Source organism: Nocardia sp. NPDC059240, from assembly GCF_042753865.1.
Classification (GTDB): Bacteria; Actinomycetota; Actinomycetes; order Mycobacteriales; family Mycobacteriaceae; genus Nocardia.
The window spans coordinates 416,120-434,558 of sequence record NZ_JBHZAC010000008.1 but is presented as its reverse complement, the minus strand read 5'-3'; the positions used below and the strand labels follow the sequence as shown (position 1 = coordinate 434,558).

19 protein-coding genes and 1 pseudogene are annotated in these 18,439 nt (G+C 68.4%); 10 read left to right on the top strand and 10 right to left on the bottom strand.

Annotated elements, in window-relative coordinates:
• Window positions 1–109: 109 nt before the first annotated feature.
• The gene (locus ACFXHA_RS29590; RefSeq protein ID WP_379362241.1) at window positions 110–994 is read right to left on the bottom strand and encodes an alpha/beta fold hydrolase; all 885 of its coding nucleotides are present in this window, start codon (window positions 992–994) and stop codon (window positions 110–112) included.
• A 280-nt stretch (window positions 995–1,274) separates the two neighbouring features.
• On the opposite strand from ACFXHA_RS29590, the gene ACFXHA_RS29585 reads away from it, so the two are divergent.
• The 3 genes from ACFXHA_RS29585 (at window position 1,275) to ACFXHA_RS29575 (ending at window position 3,401) form a co-directional block, all read left to right on the top strand.
• Window positions 1,275–1,667, top strand: a complete 393-nt coding sequence (locus ACFXHA_RS29585) for an OB-fold nucleic acid binding domain-containing protein (protein WP_379362240.1) — start codon at window positions 1,275–1,277, stop codon at window positions 1,665–1,667.
• Between the two features lie 176 nt (window positions 1,668–1,843).
• Window positions 1,844–2,536 carry a DUF3159 domain-containing protein gene (locus tag ACFXHA_RS29580; protein WP_379362314.1) on the top strand — a complete coding sequence of 231 codons (693 nt, stop codon included), beginning with the start codon at window positions 1,844–1,846 and terminating at the stop codon, window positions 2,534–2,536.
• 283 nt (window positions 2,537–2,819) lie between these two features.
• Window positions 2,820–3,401, top strand: a complete 582-nt coding sequence (locus ACFXHA_RS29575) for a sigma-70 family RNA polymerase sigma factor (protein WP_379362313.1) — start codon at window positions 2,820–2,822, stop codon at window positions 3,399–3,401.
• Window positions 3,402–3,509: 108 nt separating this feature from the next.
• On the opposite strand, the gene ACFXHA_RS29570 is transcribed toward ACFXHA_RS29575, so the two are convergent.
• Window positions 3,510–4,199, bottom strand: coding sequence for a potassium channel family protein (locus tag ACFXHA_RS29570; protein ID WP_379362239.1), 690 nt, complete (start codon window positions 4,197–4,199; stop codon window positions 3,510–3,512).
• A 2-nt stretch (window positions 4,200–4,201) separates the two neighbouring features.
• Window positions 4,202–4,867, bottom strand: coding sequence for a potassium channel family protein (locus tag ACFXHA_RS29565; RefSeq protein WP_379362238.1), 666 nt, complete (start codon window positions 4,865–4,867; stop codon window positions 4,202–4,204).
• A gap of 222 nt (window positions 4,868–5,089) precedes the next feature.
• On the opposite strand from ACFXHA_RS29565, the gene ACFXHA_RS29560 reads away from it, so the two are divergent.
• The 4 genes and pseudogenes from ACFXHA_RS29560 (at window position 5,090) to ACFXHA_RS29545 (ending at window position 9,985) form a co-directional block, all read left to right on the top strand.
• Window positions 5,090–7,078: an APC family permease gene (locus tag ACFXHA_RS29560; RefSeq protein WP_379362237.1), complete on the top strand. Its 1,989-nt coding sequence runs from the start codon at window positions 5,090–5,092 to the stop codon at window positions 7,076–7,078.
• Window positions 7,075–7,449 (top strand): annotated as a pseudogene (locus ACFXHA_RS29555) (TRAM domain-containing protein); the annotation flags it as partial. The gene ACFXHA_RS29560 and the pseudogene ACFXHA_RS29555, both read left to right, overlap by 4 nt.
• A 48-nt stretch (window positions 7,450–7,497) precedes the next feature.
• Window positions 7,498–9,006 carry a class I SAM-dependent RNA methyltransferase gene (locus tag ACFXHA_RS29550; protein ID WP_379362312.1) on the top strand — a complete coding sequence of 503 codons (1,509 nt, stop codon included), beginning with the start codon at window positions 7,498–7,500 and terminating at the stop codon, window positions 9,004–9,006.
• Between the two features lie 169 nt (window positions 9,007–9,175).
• On the top strand, window positions 9,176–9,985 hold the full coding sequence (locus tag ACFXHA_RS29545; protein WP_379362236.1) for a hypothetical protein: 810 nt from the start codon (window positions 9,176–9,178) through the stop codon (window positions 9,983–9,985).
• A 4-nt stretch (window positions 9,986–9,989) separates the two neighbouring features.
• Here ACFXHA_RS29545 and ACFXHA_RS29540 read toward each other — a convergent pair whose 3' ends face one another.
• The gene (locus ACFXHA_RS29540) at window positions 9,990–10,670 is read right to left on the bottom strand and encodes an SIMPL domain-containing protein (protein WP_379362235.1); all 681 of its coding nucleotides are present in this window, start codon (window positions 10,668–10,670) and stop codon (window positions 9,990–9,992) included.
• A 66-nt stretch (window positions 10,671–10,736) separates the two neighbouring features.
• Window positions 10,737–11,318, bottom strand: a complete 582-nt coding sequence (locus ACFXHA_RS29535; protein ID WP_379362234.1) for a winged helix-turn-helix transcriptional regulator — start codon at window positions 11,316–11,318, stop codon at window positions 10,737–10,739.
• A 93-nt stretch (window positions 11,319–11,411) separates the two neighbouring features.
• On the opposite strand from ACFXHA_RS29535, the gene ACFXHA_RS29530 reads away from it, so the two are divergent.
• Window positions 11,412–12,623: a pyridoxal phosphate-dependent aminotransferase gene (locus ACFXHA_RS29530; RefSeq protein ID WP_379362233.1), complete on the top strand. Its 1,212-nt coding sequence runs from the start codon at window positions 11,412–11,414 to the stop codon at window positions 12,621–12,623.
• Between the two features lie 22 nt (window positions 12,624–12,645).
• On the opposite strand, the gene ACFXHA_RS29525 is transcribed toward ACFXHA_RS29530, so the two are convergent.
• The 3 genes from ACFXHA_RS29525 to ACFXHA_RS29515 form a co-directional block, all read right to left on the bottom strand.
• Window positions 12,646–13,389 (bottom strand): SDR family oxidoreductase, encoded by a 744-nt coding sequence (locus tag ACFXHA_RS29525; protein ID WP_379362232.1) that lies wholly within the window; start codon window positions 13,387–13,389, stop codon window positions 12,646–12,648.
• A 289-nt stretch (window positions 13,390–13,678) separates the two neighbouring features.
• Complete coding sequence (locus ACFXHA_RS29520; protein ID WP_379362231.1) at window positions 13,679–14,878, bottom strand: NADH:flavin oxidoreductase; 1,200 nt, start codon at window positions 14,876–14,878, stop codon at window positions 13,679–13,681.
• Window positions 14,875–15,450, bottom strand: a complete 576-nt coding sequence (locus ACFXHA_RS29515) for a TetR/AcrR family transcriptional regulator (RefSeq protein WP_379362230.1) — start codon at window positions 15,448–15,450, stop codon at window positions 14,875–14,877. The genes ACFXHA_RS29520 and ACFXHA_RS29515 overlap by 4 nt, the downstream gene beginning before the upstream one ends.
• Window positions 15,451–15,571: 121 nt before the next feature.
• On the opposite strand from ACFXHA_RS29515, the gene ACFXHA_RS29510 reads away from it, so the two are divergent.
• On the top strand, window positions 15,572–16,183 hold the full coding sequence (locus ACFXHA_RS29510; RefSeq protein ID WP_379362229.1) for a DedA family protein: 612 nt from the start codon (window positions 15,572–15,574) through the stop codon (window positions 16,181–16,183).
• 1 nt (window position 16,184) lies between these two features.
• Here the strand turns inward: ACFXHA_RS29510 and ACFXHA_RS29505 are convergent, their stop codons facing one another.
• Window positions 16,185–16,532, bottom strand: coding sequence for a hypothetical protein (locus ACFXHA_RS29505; RefSeq protein WP_379362228.1), 348 nt, complete (start codon window positions 16,530–16,532; stop codon window positions 16,185–16,187).
• 41 nt (window positions 16,533–16,573) lie between these two features.
• On the opposite strand from ACFXHA_RS29505, the gene ACFXHA_RS29500 reads away from it, so the two are divergent.
• A complete protein-coding gene (locus tag ACFXHA_RS29500; RefSeq protein ID WP_379362227.1) occupies window positions 16,574–17,392 on the top strand; it encodes a hypothetical protein in 819 nt (272 codons plus the stop codon).
• 4 nt (window positions 17,393–17,396) lie between these two features.
• On the opposite strand, the gene ACFXHA_RS29495 is transcribed toward ACFXHA_RS29500, so the two are convergent.
• On the bottom strand, window positions 17,397–18,416 hold the full coding sequence (locus ACFXHA_RS29495) for a hypothetical protein (RefSeq protein ID WP_379362226.1): 1,020 nt from the start codon (window positions 18,414–18,416) through the stop codon (window positions 17,397–17,399).
• Window positions 18,417–18,439 lie beyond the last annotated feature (23 nt).

The window sequence follows — 18,439 nt, the reverse complement described above, 5'->3', positions numbered from 1 at the left end:
CGACCTCGTGCGGCCCGCCCCGAGGACCGCAGTGCGACACCGAGTCCGAGGACTTGGTGCGCCGCCGGACCAGCTCCGGTCGCGGCCGTGTGGCGCGGGTGGATTCGGGTCAGGGGGCCGGGACGCGGCGGGGGAGTAGGGCGTTGAGGCCGCGGGTGCCGAGGATGGATGGGTCCGCGCCGAGCTCGTCGAGGGTGATGGTGTGCAGGGTGGCGTGGGGGATGAGGGCGGTCCAGCGTTCGGCGACCGCGAAGGGGTGCACGGGATCGTCTGTCGCGCCGATGATTTCGACCGGGGCGGTGACGCGGGCCAGCAGGTCGGGTTCGGGCCAGGCGTAGGCGGCGGCCTCTTCCAGGGCGGCGGGGAGGTCGGGCCACTGGGAGGTCCAGGAGCGGGTGAGGGCGTCGGCCAGCCAGGCGGGGCTGGATTCGCGCATGCGGGTCAGCATGGCGTCGAGGCCGTCGGCGCGTAGTTGGGCGGCGGTGGCGGCGGCGCTGAGGGCGGCCGGGCAGCCGGTGGTGTCCGCGCCGGTCCAGGCGGGCAGTGCGGCGATGACGCCGTACACGGAGTCCGGGTGCGCGGCGGCCCAATCCACGGCCACGGCCGCGCCCAGGGAGATGCCCGCGATCAGGATCGGTCCGGAGCGGGCGGCGGCGTCCAGCGCGGCGCGGTAGCTCTCGATCACCCGGCGTGGATCCGGGTCGACCGCCAGGAAGGGCAGATCCACTGCCGCGCAGGCGGATCCGAAGGCGCGCCGCGCGAAGTGGGCGTCGGAGCCGGTCCCGGGCAGGGCGACCACGATCGCGGGCCCGCCCCGGGTCGCCGACCGACGTGCCGAGCCTGCTGCCCGATTTGCCGAGGTCGCTGCCCGATCGGCCGGGGTCTGGGCGGGGTTTGCCGGGGGCACTGCGGGACTCGCCGAGGCGGCTGCCGAGCTGGGCGAGGTCGTCGCCGCAGCGGTCGGGGCTGCCGTCGGAGAAGGTAGATCGGGCATCGGTCGAGCCTAGTCGGGGCCGGGGTGCGGCCCGGTGACTGTATGCCGGTGACCGGTGGGTAGGGCCGGGATGGTGTGGCGGTGACCGACGGGGTAAGGCCGGGGGTGGTGGGTGGTGACCGGTGGGTAGGGCGGTGACGGGCGTGCGTGGCGGGTGCAGGTCGGTGCATCTACAGTGGCGGTGTACGGCCACGGGCGGCCGGGTGGCAAACCACCGGGCCCGTGGGGAAACGAACGACGTGAGACCCACGCCGTCGAGCTCTACAGGAGAGCGTGCGAGATGCCATCCGCGGGTGGGAAGGACACCCCGTCGGGCTATTTCCGGCGGTTGAGCCGTCGCCTGACGGAGGACCTGGATCGTTTGGATGCCGAGGAACTCGCCGAGACGTCGGAAGCGTCGGGCGCGTGCCGGGCATCGGAGTGCCGGCGCGGCGAAGAGGTCACCATGTTGGGCCGGTTGCGCAGCGTGGAGGCGTGTCCCAAGTCCGCGGGCGCGGAGGTGGAGGCCGAGTTCTTCGACGGCACCGATTCGGTCGCGCTGGTGTTCATCGGTCGGCGTCGCATTCCGGGAATCGAGCCGGGGCGTCGTATCCTGGTCCGCGGTCGCGTCGGTGAACGTGACGGTGGCAAGGTCATCTACAACCCCTACTACGAACTGCGCGGGAATTCCTGACACTCATGCCGAACTCCACCAGTAGCAGCGACGAGAGCCGCGATCGGAGCGCAGCTTTCGGCGCGCCCGCCGCGTTCGATCCGCCCACGGTCCAGTTCCACGCGATGCCCGGGGCGCAGGACACGGGAGCCGACCAGCCGCCGCTGCGGTTGGACAAGGCGCTGTTGGACGAGGATATGCAGGCTCTGGTGGATGCCGAGACGGCCGCCGGGGATGACGACCAGCCGGAGCCGACCCTGCTCGAGCAGATGGGCGGGATCAGCGGCCTGATCTACTCGTCGCTGCCGGTGCTGGTGTTCGTGCCGATGAATTCCTTCCTGGGCCTGACCGCCGCCATCTGGGCGTCGCTGGGTGTGGCGGCGGCGATTCTGGTGTGGCGCTTGGTGCGTCGCGGTCCGATCCAGCCCGCGATCTCGGGTTTCCTGGGTGTCGGCGTGTGCGCGTTCATCGCCTACCGGATGGGTGAGGCCAAGGGCTTCTTCCTGTTCGGCATCTACGCGAGCTTGGTCTACGGTGGCGCGTTCCTGCTGTCGCTGGTGGTGCGCTGGCCGTTGGCGGGTGTCATCTGGGGTGCGCTCAACGGGCACGGCACCGGCTGGCGTTCGGACAAGGCCGCGATGCGCCTCTACGACATCGCGACCGCGGTGTGGGCGGTGGTGTTCGTGGCCCGCTACCTGGTGCAGAACCATCTCTACGCCTCCAACAGCACCGGCCTGCTGGCCGCCGCCCGCATCGGGATGGGCTGGCCGTTGACCGCTGTCGCGGCGCTGGTGACCTTCTGGGCGGTCCGTAAGGCGGGCCATCTGCCCTCGCAGCAGAAGGCCGAAGCGGCCGCTTCCGGGGCTCAGGCCCCCGACTCTGCGGTCTAGACATCCGCCCGATCGGCCCCTTATCGCCATAAAACGCCAGGGCGCAACACCTTCGGGGCCATTGGGGGACGTAAGGGGGTAACCAACCCACCCCTGGGGTACCTATTTCGGAGCCCCGGCTGCGAGCACGATCTTTCTCAGAAGCTACGAGAAAGGATCGAGCGGAGTGGTTACCGACGAGAAGGCAGTGGCGGCGCAGGATCGGGGCGAGGGGCTCGGGACCGCGGTGCAGACGGCAGCCTCGCGCCGGCACCCGGCGGGGCGGGGAGTCAAGAGCACGAGTGTGGCGACGTCGGAATCCCGGCGTGCGGCCGCTGAATTGGAGAAGCTGATCGGCCCGGCCGCGGCCGGTGACCGGGAAGCGGTCTCGGAAATTCTGAAGATCGTCTATCCGCTGGTGCGCCGCTATTGCGCGGCCCGCATGAGCGGAGCCGGTCACCTGCATGTGACCGCGGACGATGTGGCACAGGAGATCTGCCTGGCGACGGTGCAGGCGATTCCGCGCTACCGGGATCAGGGCAAGTCGTTCCTGGCCTTCGTGTACGGGATCTCGGCCAACAAGGTGGCCGACGCCTTCCGGCGGGCGCAGCTGCACCCGGCCTACCCGGTGGCGGAGTTCCCGGACGCTCCCAACAACGAGGCGGGACCGGAGGAGCGGGCGCTGGCGATGGAAACCCGCATGGCGGCACGCGATCTCATGCAGGTGCTGTCCACCACGCATCGTGAGGTGCTGGTGATGCGGATCGTGCTGGGGTGGACGGCGGCGCAGACCGCCGAGGCCATCGGCACCAGCCCGGGCGTGGTGCGGGTCATGCAGCACCGCGCGCTCAACCGGCTGCGCGCCGAACTGCGGGCGGCGTCCTGACGGTTCGGGGGGACGCTCGACGATGAGCTACGACGAAGAAGTGGGCCGGGCACTGGGGAGTGCGTCCGGCCCACTGTCGTGTGTGCGGTCAGGCATCAGGTGTGCGGGTCAGGCGGACGTGTCGTCCTCGGTCCCGAAGCCGTTGACGCCGAGCGCCTTGCGCAGATCGTCCTCGGCCTCGACGGAGGCGACGAACAGCAGTTCGTCCTCGCCTTCGAGGGGATCGTCGGCCTGCGGGACGATGACTCGCCCGCCGCGCAGGATGGTCACCAGCGCCGCGTCGCGCGGCAGCGTGAGGGTGCGAACGGCCCTGCCCGCCAACGGCGTATCGGTGGGCAGCGTGATCTCGACCAGGTTGGCCTGACCCTGCCGCAGCGTCATCAGCCGCACCAGGTCGCCGACCGAGACGGCCTCCTCGACGAGCGAGGCCAGCAGTCGCGGCGTGGATACGGCCACGTCGACGCCCCAGGAGGAGTCGAAGAGCCATTCGTTGCGCGGATCGTTGACGCGGGCCACGACTCGGCCCACCCCGAATTCGGTCTTGGCCAGCAGCGCGAACACCAGGTTCACCTTGTCGTCGCCGGTGGCGGCGATGACCACGTCGTAGGTTTCCAGCCCGGCCTCCTCGAGGGTCTCGAGTTCGCAGGCGTCGGCGTGGGTCCAGACGGCGTTGGGCGCGCTGGTGGGGTCGATGTGGTCGAGGCGGCGTTCGAGCAGCATGACCTGGTGACCGCCGCGCAAGAGTTCCTGGGCGATGGAGCGTCCGACGGCTCCGGCACCCGCGATGGCTACCTTCATGTTCAGACCTCGTTCGCAGGGGGGTTGGCGGCCAGGGCGACGGCTTCACCGACGGTGCCCGAGGTGGCGGCGATATAAACCTGGTCGTCGGCCTGCAGCATGGATTTCCCGTTGGGCAGCACGCCTTGTCCGAAGCGGATGACGAAGGCCACGCGCGCGCCGATGGCGTCCTCGAGGGCGTGCACCGAGTGCCCGTACCACTCCTCGTGCAACGCGAGTTCGGTGACCGCGACGGTGCCGGTGGGGTCGCGCCAGGTGGTCGTGGACTGATCCGAGACCAGGGTGCGCAGGAAGCGGTCGGTGGTCCACGGCACGGTGGCGATGGTGGGGATGCCGAGGCGTTCGTAGACGGCGGCGCGTTTGGCGTCGTAGATGCGGGCGACGACGCGTTCGACGCCGAAGGTCTCGCGGGCCACCCGGGCGGAGATGATGTTGGAGTTGTCGCCGGAGGAGACGGCGGCGAAGGCGCCGGCGCGTTCGATTCCCGCGCGGGTCAACACATCTCGATCGAAGCCGACGCCGGTGATGCACAGGCCGGGGAAGTCGCGGCCCAGCCGCAGGAAGGCGCTCGAGTTCTGATCGATCACCGCGACCTCGTGGCCGATGCGGACGAGGGCGCGGGCGAGCGAGGATCCGACCCGCCCACAACCCATGATCACGACGTACACCGTACGAACCCCATTCCCGAAAAGCGTGGTGTGCGGTCTGATTGCTTGCTCGGGTCGCAACCGTACCGCTCGAGTTTCCCTGCGGGCACTTTCCCCCTCCCGAAGTTGTTCAAACCGGAATCGGGAAAACCTCACAGTCCTCGGTGGCAACACTACGACCGCCGGGACCCGGGCGTCGCGCCGCGAACACAGCCGTCGCTCCACTGCCTTATGCTGCCTGGAGTGTCGAAGTTGACGACGGCCGCCAAGCGCATGCTGGTCGGCCGCCCTTTCCGCAGCGATTCTCTCGGGCATACGCTGCTGCCCAAGCGGATCGCGCTCCCGGTTTTCGCCTCGGACGCGCTGTCATCGGTGGCTTACGCACCCGAGGAGATCTTCCTGGTGCTGTCGGTGGCGGGGCTGTCCGCGTACGCCTACGCCCCCTGGATCGGTCTCGCGGTCGCGCTGGTGATGGCGGTGGTGGTGGCCAGTTACCGGCAGAACGTGCACGCCTACCCCTCGGGTGGCGGTGACTACGAGGTTGCGACCAAGAACCTGGGGCCGACCGCGGGATTGACCGTCGGCAGTGCGCTATTGGTGGATTACGTGCTCACGGTGGCGGTGTCGATTTCGTCGGCGGCATCGAATATCGGTTCGGCAGTGCCGTTCGTCGCAACGCACAAAGTGTTGTTCGCGGTGTCCGCGATTGTGATTCTCACCGCGATCAATCTGCGTGGTATCCGCGAATCCGGTACGGCCTTCGCGATTCCCACCTATGCCTTCATGATCGGCATGGCGCTGATGCTGCTCTGGGGTTTCATCCGGATCGGGTTGGGGCAGACCGTGCATGCCGAGTCCTACGGTTTCGGGCTGAAGGCCGAGGATTCGCATCTGGCGGGGCTGGCGTTCGTGTTCCTCGTGGCGCGCGCGTTCTCCTCCGGCTGTGCCGCGCTGACGGGTGTGGAGGCCATCAGCAATGGTGTGCCCGCGTTCCGCAAACCCAAGTCCCGCAATGCCGCGACCACGTTGCTGCTGTTGGGCGCGATCGCGATCACCCTGTTCATCGGCATGATCATCCTCGCCCAGAAGGTCGGCATCGTGTACGCGCACGACAGTGCCGATCTGATCGGTGCGCCCGCCGGATACGAGCAGAAGACGATGGTGGCGCAGCTGGCGGGTGCGGTGTTCGCCGGTTTCCCGGTCGGCTTCTACTTCATCACCATCGTCACCGCGCTGATCCTGGTGCTGGCGGCCAATACCGCGTTCAACGGTTTCCCGGTGCTGGGTTCGATTCTGGCGCAGGACCGTTTCCTGCCGCGGCAGTTGCACACCCGCGGGGACCGGCTGGCGTTCAGCAACGGCATCCTGTTTCTGGCCGGTGCGGCGATCGCGTTCGTGGTGCTGTTCGGCGGCGAGGTGACGCGCCTGATCCAGCTCTACATCGTGGGCGTGTTCGTATCGTTCGTGCTGAGTCAGACCGGCATGCTGCGGCATTGGACGCGATTGCTGCGCACCGAGACCGATCCCGCGCAGCGGGCGCGCATGAAGCGTTCGCGGGTGATCAACGCGATCGGTCTGACCATGACCGCGACCGTGCTGATCATCGTGCTGGTCACCAAGTTCCTGGCGGGCGCGTGGATCGCCATCGTCACCATGGCTGCCATCTTCGGATTGATGAAACTCATTCGCCGCCACTACGACACGGTGTCGCAGGAGCTCGACGAGACCGAATGGGACGGCGTGCTGCCCAGCCGCACCCACTCCATCGTGCTGGTGTCCAAGCTGCACCTGCCGACCAAGCGCGCCCTGGCCTATGCCCGTGCCACCCGACCCGACACCATCGAGGCGATCACCGTGAATGTGGACGAGCCCGATACCCGTGCGTTGGTGCGGCAATGGGAGGACAGCGATATCTCGGTGCCGCTCAAGGTGATCGAGTCGCCGTATCGCGAGATCACCAAGCCGGTGGTGGATTACGTGAAGCGGGTGCGTCGCGACTCCCCGCGAGACGTGGTCACCGTGTTCATTCCCGAGTATGTGGTCGGCCACTGGTGGGAACAGTTGCTGCACAACCAGAGTGCGCTGCGGCTGAAGGGACGTCTGTTGTTCGAGCCCGGTGTCATGGTGACCAGCGTCCCGTGGCAGCTGTCGTCCTCGGCGGGCCGCGCCCGCCCCGGTCGCGTCGCGAACGCGCCCGGCAATATCCGCCGCGGCTTCGGAGACGAGCGATGAGCGCCGGATCCGATTGGTACGGGCAGATCTTCGAGGTCCGCCTCGGCCCGCCCGGCCACGGCGGCTTCTGCGTCGCCCGCCACGAGGGCCGCGTCCTGTTCGTGCGCCACGGCCTCCCCGGCGAACTCGTCCGCGCCCAGATCACCGAGGACCGCGGCGGCTCCTTCTGCCGCGCCGACGCCATCGACATCCTCGAACCCTCCCCCGACCGCGTCCCCGCCACCTGCCCGGTCTCCGGCCCGGGCGGCGCCGGCTGCTGCGACTTCACCTTCGCCACCCCCGCCGCCCAACGCGACCTCAAACACCAGGTCGTCGCCGAACAACTGCGCCGCCTGGCGAACTGGGAACCCGACTTCATCGTCGAATCGATCGCGGCACCTGTCGGCCTGCCGGGCGGCGTTGCCGCGCAGCGGGATGCGATGGCAGGCGGGATCGTATTGCCTACCCACCCGGCGGACCCCGCCGAACGGACGCCGGGCCAGCGACTGCTGAGCCCAGGCCGAGTCGGCGGCGTATCGGCCCGCCTGACCTCGACACTGCTCGCCGCAACCGGCGAGTCCGCAACCGGCAGCGCCACTCCGGCCGCCGCCGATCCCGCAACGAGGGGCGAGTCGTCCGCGACTCCGGGTGGGTCGTCTGCCGACGCTGCGACTGAGCTTGGGGCGTCTGCCGACACCGCGGTTGGGGCCGGGTCCTCCGCCGCCGATGCGGCTGAGTCGCTCGCCGATGGCTCCACCAGAGGTGGGATCTCCGCTGGCACCTCGGTAGCGGCCGAGTCGTTCGGTGGCGAACACTCCGGCAGTGTCGCGCCCGGCCGAATCGGCGGGGTGGCTACACATTTGGCTCGTACGTTGACGGTTGGCGCGGACTCGACCGTGGGCGCTGCGCAGGGTCCGGTGGCGATCGGTGGCGCTGTTGTGGCTGCCTCGCGCGCGGGCAGCGAGTTGCCGAGCCTCGGTGGCTCGCGGTCGGCGGATGCGTACGCGGGTGGCTGGCGGAGCCGGGTTCGGTTGACGGTGGACTCGGATGGGCGGGCCGGGGTGCACCGGTATCGCAGTACCGAGGTGATCACGGATCTGCGGTGCCCGCAGCCGATGGCGGGGGCGATGGAGGGGATTGCCGAGCGGAAGTGGACGCCCGGTGCGGATCTCGTTGTCGCCGTGGATGGTGACGGGATGCGGCATCTCGTGGAGGTGGCTCCGGCCGCGGACGAGCGTGGCGACCGCCGCGGTCGAGGTGGTCAGCGGCACGAAAGCGGAAAGGGCGCGGGCGCTTCCGGGCGGCGTGGCGGGGACCGGGGCAGTACCGCCGCGCGGCGGGCGGCAGCGCACGGTGCGCGCGACGAGCGGGTGATCGATGGCACCGGGCGGGCCGTGCAGTATGTCGCCGAGCGACGCTGGGAGGTGTCGGCCACGGGGTTCTGGCAGCCGCATTACGGTGCGGCGCAGACCTATTCGGATGTCGTAGCGGAGTGGGCGCAGGCCGCGCCCGGTGCACTGGTGTGGGATCTGTACTGCGGTGTCGGAGTCTTCGCGGCTCGGCTCGCGGGGCAGGTGGGCGCGGCCGGTCTGGTGCACGGTGTCGAGTTCGCGCGCGACGCGGTGACCGAAGGCCGTGGCGCGCTGCGGGATATGCCGTGGGTGGATCTGACGGTTGCGCGGGTCGAGCGGTGGATTCACGAACAGCCCGATGCCGCACCGGATGTGGTCGTCCTGGACCCGCCGCGTGCGGGCGCGGGCAAGGAAGTGATCACCGCGCTGAGTGAGCGTTCTCCCCGCCGGATCATCCATATCGGCTGTGACCCAGCCGCTTTCGCCCGCGATGTGGGCCTCTATCGCGCCGCAGGCTACGAGCCCGCCGCCCTGCGTGTCTTCGACGCCTTCCCGGGTACTCATCACGTGGAATGCGTCGCGGTGCTGGAGCGCTGAGGAAGGGTTTTCAAGATCAAGGTGTACTCAGCGCGGAATTTTGTCCGAATTACCGCGCTGAGTACACCTTGTCCTGTCATGCAGCACATCACCCCGCAGCCATTGGCGTGATGGCGACAGCGGATGGGTTGGCGGCCCGCCGGATTCGGGGTGCGCCAAGATGTAGCCCGTGACTACGTTGTCGGATCCGACTGTGGCGTCGGTGGTCGAGTTGATTTATGGGGATCAGTCGCGGTTTCACTCGCTCGAGGCGTTGCTGTTGGGGGTGGATCTCAAGCGGCCGGGGTATCGGGCCGAGTTGTGGGTGAATGCGGATAGTTATTGGGGGCGGCTGGTGACGCCCGTGTACGGGGCGCGGGTGGCGGCGTCGGAGGGTGATGCGCAGGCGGACCGGGCGCTGCTGGATCTGGTCGAGGTGACGGTGGCGCGGTTCCTGCGTGGAGAATCCTTGGCGCGCAAGCAGCTTCCGGCCTGGTTGGCGGGATTGCGGGGCGCGCTGTTGGCGGACGGCTATCGGATGAAGCTCGATCGGGCGGGTGCGACGGGACCCGACGGTGAGGTGCGCTGCCGGTTGAAACCCACCCCGTGGTTGCCGGTGCGGCTGAGCGAGCGGGTGGCCCTGCTTGCGACCGAGCTGGAGGTGCGCGGCCAGCAGACCGCGCTCGACCATCTGCGCCAGGCGGTCAAACATTATGAACGCGAACGGTTCTCGGCCTGTGAGAAGCGGCTGCGTGCCGCGCTGCGGCAGATCACGGCGTATGCGGCCGGGACCGGCGACCTCGACGAGGCCCGCAATGTGCGCCACCTGGTCGACACCGGCCGCGTCAGCATCGCCGCCGGCACCCGGCTGCTGCACGACCTGCGGGAAATGGCCGTCGACGACCCCTTCCCGCATCGAACCCGCGCCGACGCCACCCGGTTTCGCGTCCAGCTCACCGAAACCCGGGCGGCCTGGCTGTTGGGCAAGGTCGAGTTGTAAGAGGTCAGGCCAGCTGCCAGGTGACGCGGATACTCGCCGACACTTCACTCTCACCCAGCTGCACCGGCAGCGCGCCCGCCGAGTCGGCCATCTTCTCGGCGGCAAACGCGATGCGCGGCTGCGGAATCGGCCCGGAAACGTTCTCGGTGATCTCGAGCACCGGCCCGAGCGTCCGCCCCGCCCGGAACACGTACTGCTCCGCCTTGCCCAGCGCATGATCCCAGGCCGCGTTCCGCGCCCCGACCATTAAGATCTCCTCATCGGCGACGGCGAGCGTCAGCCCACCGAGCCGCACATCGTCACCCCCGGCCGTCACCGCGTGCGCAATGATCTCCGCAGGCCCACCCTCGGACTTCGCCTCCCCGTCTGCCTCGGCGATCTCCCGCAACGTGACCGTCAACGACGTCCCCGCGATATACCCGACCAGCTTCTCCCGATTCCCGTCCGTCCACACGGTATCGGCCCGCACCGTCAGCCCACTGGTATTGATATCCCGCCCGGCCACCCCATCGGCCCGCAACGACCCGATCACCGCATCGGCCCGCACCCCAGCCTGCGCATACGCCGCGGCCACACTGTCGGCCCGAGTCTCCACCGACAGCGACACCCGCATAATGTCGGGAGTAGCACTGGCCGCACCCGATCCGATCATCGTGATCGTGCCGATACCGTTCTCGCTGCTCACGGGTTCCTCCTCGATCGATCCGACCACAACCCAGCCGATGCTACCGACGCCGGGGCTGCGTTTCGGTCAGGCGACGGGGTCTTCGAGGGTGGTGGCGAGGGTGCGAGCTCCGGTCGCGATCTCGCCGGCCTCGGCGAGGGTGAGGCGCAGTTCGAGGTCGGGGTGTTCGGCCGAACCGTCGTGGTGGGTGATGCCGGATTCGCCGATCACGTAGTGCAGCACCGTGTCTCCGATGTGCACCGTGACCGTGCCGGCGGGCACGAGGTCGGCCACGGCCCGGCCCAGCGGCAGCGCGAACCAGTGTGCGCGGACCGCGTCGGTGGCGCGCTGTTCGCCGAGTTGGCCGGTGCCCCAGGCGGACAGTGAGTCCAGGACGGGGCGGAGCGCGGTTCCGGATTCGGTGAGTTCGTAGAGGGCGGTGCCTGCGCGGGGCCCGACTCGGCGCTTGGTGAGAATCCCGTCACGTTCGAGGTCCTTGAGGCGGGCGGCCAGGACGTCGGTGCTGATGCCGGGGAGGTCGGCGAACAGGTCGCTGTAGCGGCGGGGGCCCGAACACAATTCGCGGACCACCAAGAGGTTCCAGCGGTCGCCGACGATGTCGAGGGCGCGGCTCACGGTGCAGTAGTGGTCGTAGCTTCGGCGTGGCACGATTCCACTGTAACCAACAACTTGGAAAAACAAAGTGCAAACTTGGAAATTCCAAGTAGAGTGTGCGACAACCACACCGAGAAGGGGTCGTTCATGCAGGTGAAGCAGTCGAGCAAGCTGGCGGGCGTGTCCTACGAGATCCGCGGGCCGGTCGCCGAGCATGCCGCACGGCTGGAGTCCGAGGGGCATCACGTCGTGAAGCTCAATACCGGCAACCCGCTGACCTTCGGCTTCGAGGCACCCGCCGAGCTGTTGCAGGACATGGTCCGCAATCTGCCGCAGTCCAGCGGCTACTCCTCGTCCAAGGGGCTGCTCTCGGCGCGGCGCGCGGTGGTGCAGTACTACCAGACGCTCGGGCTGACCGAACTCGACGTCGAACAGGTCTTCCTGGGCAACGGCGTCTCCGAGCTCATCATGATGGCGATGACCGCGCTGCTCGAGACCGGCGATGAAGTCCTGGTTCCCGCACCGGATTTCCCGCTCTGGACCGCCGCCACCGCGCTCAACGGCGGCCGCCCGGTGCACTACATCTGTGACGAGGGCGCGGACTGGATGCCGGATCTCGCCGATATCGAAGCCAAGATCACCGATCGCACCCGCGCGCTGGTCATCATCAACCCGAACAACCCCACCGGCGCGGTGTACGCGCCGGAGGTGGTCAAGGGGATGCTCGAGCTCGCCCGCCGCCACAACCTGGTGGTGTTCTCCGATGAGATCTACGACAAGATCCTCTACGACGGCATGACCCACACCGCGACCGCGTCGCTGGCCCCGGATCTGTTGTGCCTCACCTTCTCCGGGCTGTCGAAGTCCTACCGCGCCGCCGGTTTCCGCGGCGGCTGGCTGGCGATCACCGGCCCGATCGAGCACGCCGAGAACTATATCGAGGGCCTGACCATGCTGGCCGGGCTGCGCCTGTGCGCGAATGTGCCTGCGCAGCAGGCGATTCAGGCCGCACTCGGCGGGCATCAGAGCATCTACGACCTGACCATGCCCGGCGGCCGGCTGTGCGAGCAGCGCGATCGGGCGTGGGAGGCGCTCAACGCGATTCCGGGCATCTCGTGTGTGAAGCCCAAGGGCGCGCTGTACGCCTTCCCGCGCATCGACCTGAACATGTACCAGATCCACAATGACGAGCAGTTCGTCCTGGATCTGCTGCTGCGCGAGAAGATCCACATCGTGCAGGGCACCGGCTTCAATTGGCCGCGCCCCGACCACTTCCGGATCGTGACGCTGCCGCATGCCGATGAGCTCGAAGCCATCATCGAACGCATCGGCCGCTTCCTCGCCACCTACAAGCAGTAGTGCGACCTACAAGCCGTAGGTCTCAGACCGGGCGTCCGGCCGTCATCCCGCCGTCGACCACGAATTCGGCCGCATTGCAGTAGCTGGATTCGTGGCCGGCGAGGAACACGACCAGCGCCGTCACTTCCTCGGGCGCGCCGAGGCGGGCCAGCGGATTCGCGTCACGATTGACGGTGGTGCCCTCGGGCACCCCGATCATCGGGGTCAGGATCCCGCCCGGGTGCACGGAATTCACGCGCACCCCGTGCGGCGCGAGCTCGAGCGCCGCGGACTTGGTGAGCCCGCGCACCCCGAATTTCGAGGCGGTGTACCCGTGCGCGCCCGGCACGCCCTGGATCCCGGCGGCCGAGGAGATGTTCACCACCGACGCGGGCCGTGCCGCCACCAGCGCGTCGCGTGCGGCGCTCAATCCCAGGAACGGCCCGGTCAGATTGATAGCCAGCGCCCGCTGCCACTGCTCCTCGGAATAGGTTCCCAGCGGCCCGAAGTCGAGAATCCCCGCATTGTTGACCAGCACGTCGAGCTTGCCGAACCGCTCGACCGCGGTGGCCACGGCCGTCGCCCACTCGTCGGCACGGGTGACATCCAAATGGACGAACGCCGCCGCGTCGCCGAGTTCCGCCGCCAGCTTCGCGCCCGCTTCATCGGCGATGTCTCCGAGGATGACCGACGCCCCTTCGGCGATGAACGCCCGCGCATGCGAGGCCCCCATCCCCGATGCCGCCCCGCTGATCAGCGCGACCCGCCCGTCCAGTCTTCCACTCACGATTGCTCCTCGATTCTCATTGTCGGCCGCCGAATCCGCGGCAGCCCAAGATATTCCGGCCACTCCCTGCTGGGCGGGCCGCGCACTCCGACCTGGCCGAGAGGGCAGGCAGAGCGGCCGTGTCAGCCGACCGGTGGACCGTGCCGGGCGGGGCGCGCCGAGCCGCCCTCGTCATTCGGGCGCGTTTTTGGCCGGAATCCACTCCGACCGTGTGGATCCCGGCTGAAAGCACGCCGGGATGAGGGGTTTCGTGCTGACGGATGTGGTGGGGTCTCGGGGGTGGTGTTGCTCACGCGCGCCGGACGCCGTCGAAGTCGATGGCGGTTTGGTCGGGGCGGAACACGCACCGGGTGGTGGTGTAGATGGTGGGCATGCACTTGTTGCAGTGCACGCAGGCGGAACGGGTGGTTGCATCGGATTCGATGCGGCGCAGCAGGTTCGGCTCGCGGAGTAGGGCGCGGCCCATGGCTACGAAGTCGAAGCCTTCGGTGCGGGCCAGGGTCATGGTGTCGAGGTTGGTGATGCCGCCGAGCAGGATCAGCGGCATGGTCAGTTCGCGGCGGAAGTGGCGGGCGCGGTCCAGGAGGTAGGCCTCCTGATATGGGTATTCCTTCAGGAAGGCGCGGCCGACCGCGCGGAAGCCGAGGCGGGCGGGGCCGGGGAGGACCTCGGCGAATTCCTTGCGCGGTGCGTCGCCGTGGAACAGCAGCATCGGGTTGAGCAGTGAACTGCCCGCGGTCAATTCGAGCGCGTCGAGTGCGCCGTCGGCTTCCAGCCAGGCGGCGACCTGAACGCTCTCGGGGACGGTGAGACCGCCACGGCGGCCGTCCTCCATATTCAGTTTGGCGGTCACCGCGAGCCGCCCGCCTACGGCTTCCCCTACTGCGCAGGCGATTTCGCGTGCCAGCCGGGCCCGATTGGTCAGCGAGCCGCCCCACCGGTCGCGCCGCCGGTTGAGCAGCGGGCTCAGGAACGAGCTCACCAGATAGTTGTGGCCGAAATGGATTTCGACCGCGTCGAACCCGGCCTGTTCGGCCAGCAGTGCCGCCTCGGCGTGTGCTGCGATGAGTTCACGGATCTCGGTGTCGCCGGGAACGTGCATGGCCTGCATGCTCAACGGGCTGAAAAGCCTGCTCGGCGCGAGCGCGGGCGCACGATTGGAGGCGGCATTGGCGACCGGCCCGGCATGCCCGAGCTGGGCGCTGGCGGCCGCACCCTCGGCGTGCACGGCGTCGGTCAGTTCCCGCAGTCCCGCAACGGCTTCCGGGCGCATCCAGATCTGATGCCGGTCGGTGCGCCCACCGGGCGCGACCGCGCAGTAGGCGACCGTGGTCATGCCCACCCCGCCCGCGGCGACCTCGCGATGGAACTCGATCAGCTCGGGCGTGACGAGCGCCTCCGGGGTACGTCCCTCGAAGGTGGCGGCCTTGATCACCCTGTTGCGCAAGGTGATCGGGCCGAGTTTCGCCGGTGTGAAGAGGTCGTTCATGAATGTTCTCCCGGTGCGGTGAGTCCGGCCACCACGAAGTCGCGCAGGGCCGTCAGCGCGGGTCCGGGCATGCCGTGCTCGTCGAGCTCGGGTGTGCCGAACCGCATGATGATCAGGTCGAAGGCCAGCATCCAGCGTCGCTTGGCGGTGGCCGGGCTGAGCTCGGGCAGCAGGGGAGCCCAGTTCTCCATCCGGAACCAGGGCCCCTGCCAGGTGGTCAGGTGGCGGCCCAGCACGAAACGTGCCAGCAGTCGAAGGTGTAAGCGCCCCAGGGGATCCGCGGCCAGTTCGAGGAACGGCGCGAGGATGGTGTCGACCACCTCGGGCACCGAATCGCGCCCGCCCTTGGCCCGCGCCATGCCGTCGGCCCACAGCGGCCCGAGCCGTGCCTCGATGAGCGCGCCGACGAGCGCCTCCTTGGAGCCGAAGTGATAGTGCACCGCCGCTGGATTGGCTCCGGCCTGCGCGCACACGGCCCGTACCGAGACCTCGTCGTAGGACTCGATCAGCAGCAGTTGCTCGGCTGCCGCCAGCAATCGTTCGCGGGTTCCCGCCGCCAGCTTCTCGACCATGCAGAGCAGTGAAACACGTTTCAATCGGTATTTCAATCATTGATTGAAATCGGAGGTAGAGCTAGGAAACGACCGGTGTGTCGGCGGAATGAGGACCGGTCGGGCGGTTAGCGTCGGCGGCATGGACTCGATCGTGCAGCGAGTGTTGAGCTTCCCCGCGATCTGGACCTATGTCGTCGTCGCGCTGCTGGTGATCGCCGAGGAGGCGATGGTCTTCGGCCTGCTGGTGCCCGGCGACACCGCCGCGATCCTCGCGGGCGTGGCCGCCAGCCGCGGGCACCTCAGCATCGTCACCACGCTGGCCCTGGTCATCGCGTCCGCGCTCGTCGGGGCCAGCATCGGCTACTGGATCGGCCGCGTCTACGGCACCCGGGTACTGGAGTGGAAGATCTTCAACCGCTACCGCGACAACCTCACCAAGGCCGGGGATTTCCTGCAGCGCCACGGCGGCTGGGCGATCCTGGTGGGCCGCTTCAGTACCTTCTTCCGCACCATGCTGCCGGAGCTGGTCGGCATGTCTCCCATGCCTTTTCGTCGTTTCGTGCTGGCCAGCGCGGTGGGCGCGATCATCTGGGGTTCGGTGCTGGTGCTGTGCGGCTACCTGATCGGTGAGTCGTTCACGGCCATCCTCAAACGCGTCGACAACGACCTGCTGATCATCGTCCCGATCCTCGCCGTCCTCGCGCTGATCTACTGGAAGTGGCACCGCCACCGCAACGCGGGGGAGGAGTGAACTACTCGCTCTGCGCCCATGCCGCGACCGGAAGCGTCAGGTAGACACCGATATTCGCGTCCACGAACTTCTCGATATCGGCCAGCATCCGATCACACCGCTCCTGCCGATTCTCCGCCCGGCTCGCGAAGTACTTCGACCGCACCTCGATCACCAGATCCATCCCACTGCGATCGAACTTCCCCAACTCCCGAAACCGGATCTCCACATCCCCGGGCTGCAGATCCCCGTCATAGGGCTCCTCCGGGCATTCGACCGCCGTCGAGACCAGATGCGGCAGCCATTCCCCCAGCTCACGCAGCACGGTCTCGGGCAGTTCCGGATTGTAGGTCACCTCGACGAGCGGCATCGGCCCAGTCTATTGGGTTGGCGCGCCGCTAGATTGGTGACATGCGGAGGGTGCAGCGGGTGGGGGCCGTCCTGGCGGCTCTGGCCATCCTGGTGGGGTGCGGGGCATTGTGGTTGACCACCGAAGGGGCTGGATTGGATGCCTGGGAGCATCCGGAACGCAACGGGCACCCCAGGAATGCCTATGAACCACTGAAATTCGCCTACCGGACCGACCGGCAGATCGTGCTGGGCGATGAGCGCGGCGTCATACACCGTGAGCCCGCTCCACTGCGGGACGGCGACGATCCACGAATCGACTGGTTCTCCGACTCCGATGCCGTGTATGGGGTTTCCGGTGGTGCGATCACCGGGATCTGGGATGGCGAGTCCTTCGGAAGCATCGCCTGCGGCGGCTGTCCACGCGCGTTCGGGCTGAGCATGGATTCCTACCGGGGTTTCTACCCGGATGTCGCCTTCTGGCGTGCGCCCGACCAGATCATGGGGGTGGGCATCTACCCCGGCGGGAATCCGTCGCCACCGCCGGTCATCGATCAGATTCCACGAATGCTGACCACCATCGATCGTCAGGATTGCACCGGAATCGCAGCGGTGGGTGTGCGTGCGAGCCTCGTGCTGGATTGCGCGCAGGGACGCTTCTCGGTCGACACCCACACCGGGGTGACCAGGCCGTTCACCGGTGAGGTACCGCCGCGCACGGATCCGGTCAGCACGCCGATCCCGTTGTCCGACAAGAGTGTCGAGATCGTTGCCGAATCCGACGGCACCTTCACCGCTTACCTTGTCGGTCCGACTTCGCGGCGTTTGCTCGACCGAGGCGTGCGGGATCTGATCATGGAACGAGTCCGGCTGCTGGACTGAGCTCCTACGAGGTGCGCACGCTCGCGATCAGGGCCTTGGCCTGGTCGGCGGCGAGTTCGCCGGTGGTGCCGCGGTCGGCTTCGACGACGATGGCCAGGGTGGCGTTGCGGGGGCCGGTGAAGGCGAAGGTGTAGACGGAGTAGGCGTTGGCGGTGCAACCGGAGAGGGTGGGCTTCCACGGGCCGGAGGCTTCCACCTGCTGGCCGGCGATGCCGCTCTTGGTGGTGACCGCGGTTGGGGTGCCGGGTGAGCCGCCCTTGGGGTCGTCGTAGCCGCTCTCCACGGAAATCTTGGTCGCCTTGGTGGCGGCGGCTCCGAGGTCGGTGACGCCGTCGACCTGGGCCACGAACGCCAGGGCCCGGTAGGCGGAGCCGGGGCAGTAGTCTTGTCCCTCACTGGATTTGGCGTAGCCGAACAGGGTGCCGTCGGTGCCGGTCTGCATGGAGGTCTCGGTCGGTGCGGCGATGGTCCAGCCGCTCGGCACGTCGTAGCTGATGCCCAGCGACGGGGCGACCACGGTGGTGGCTCCGGCCTTGGGCGCCCCGGAGGTGGACGGACCCTTCGAGGGGGTGGGCTTGCCGGTCGGGGCCGCGCTCGCGGTGGTGGACGGCGCGGCGGTGGTGGTGGAGTCGTCGCGGGTCAGCAGGTAAGCCGCGAGACCACCGCCGACCAGGACGACGACCGCCACCAGGGCACCGAGAATGAGCCAGGTCCGGTTCGGCCCGCCGGGGGGCGGCGTCGGACCGTAACCGGGAATCGGTTGCTGCCCTGGATAATTCGGCGGGTAGCCGGGCGGGTAATTCGGGTCCGGCTGCCCGGGGTAGTACTGCTGTGTCGGCTGGTATCCCGGCTGCGGCGCGGGCTGATATCCCGGCTGCTGCGCGTAGCCCGGATACTCGATCGGCTGGGCTCCGGTCTGCGGCTGACCCCAGACCTGTTGTCCCGCATCCGGATGCCCCCACGCCTGCTGGCCGGGATTCGGCGATCCGTACGGGTTGGACCAGTGATCGTTATTGTCCGTCACGCCTGGTCACCCTATCGGGTGTG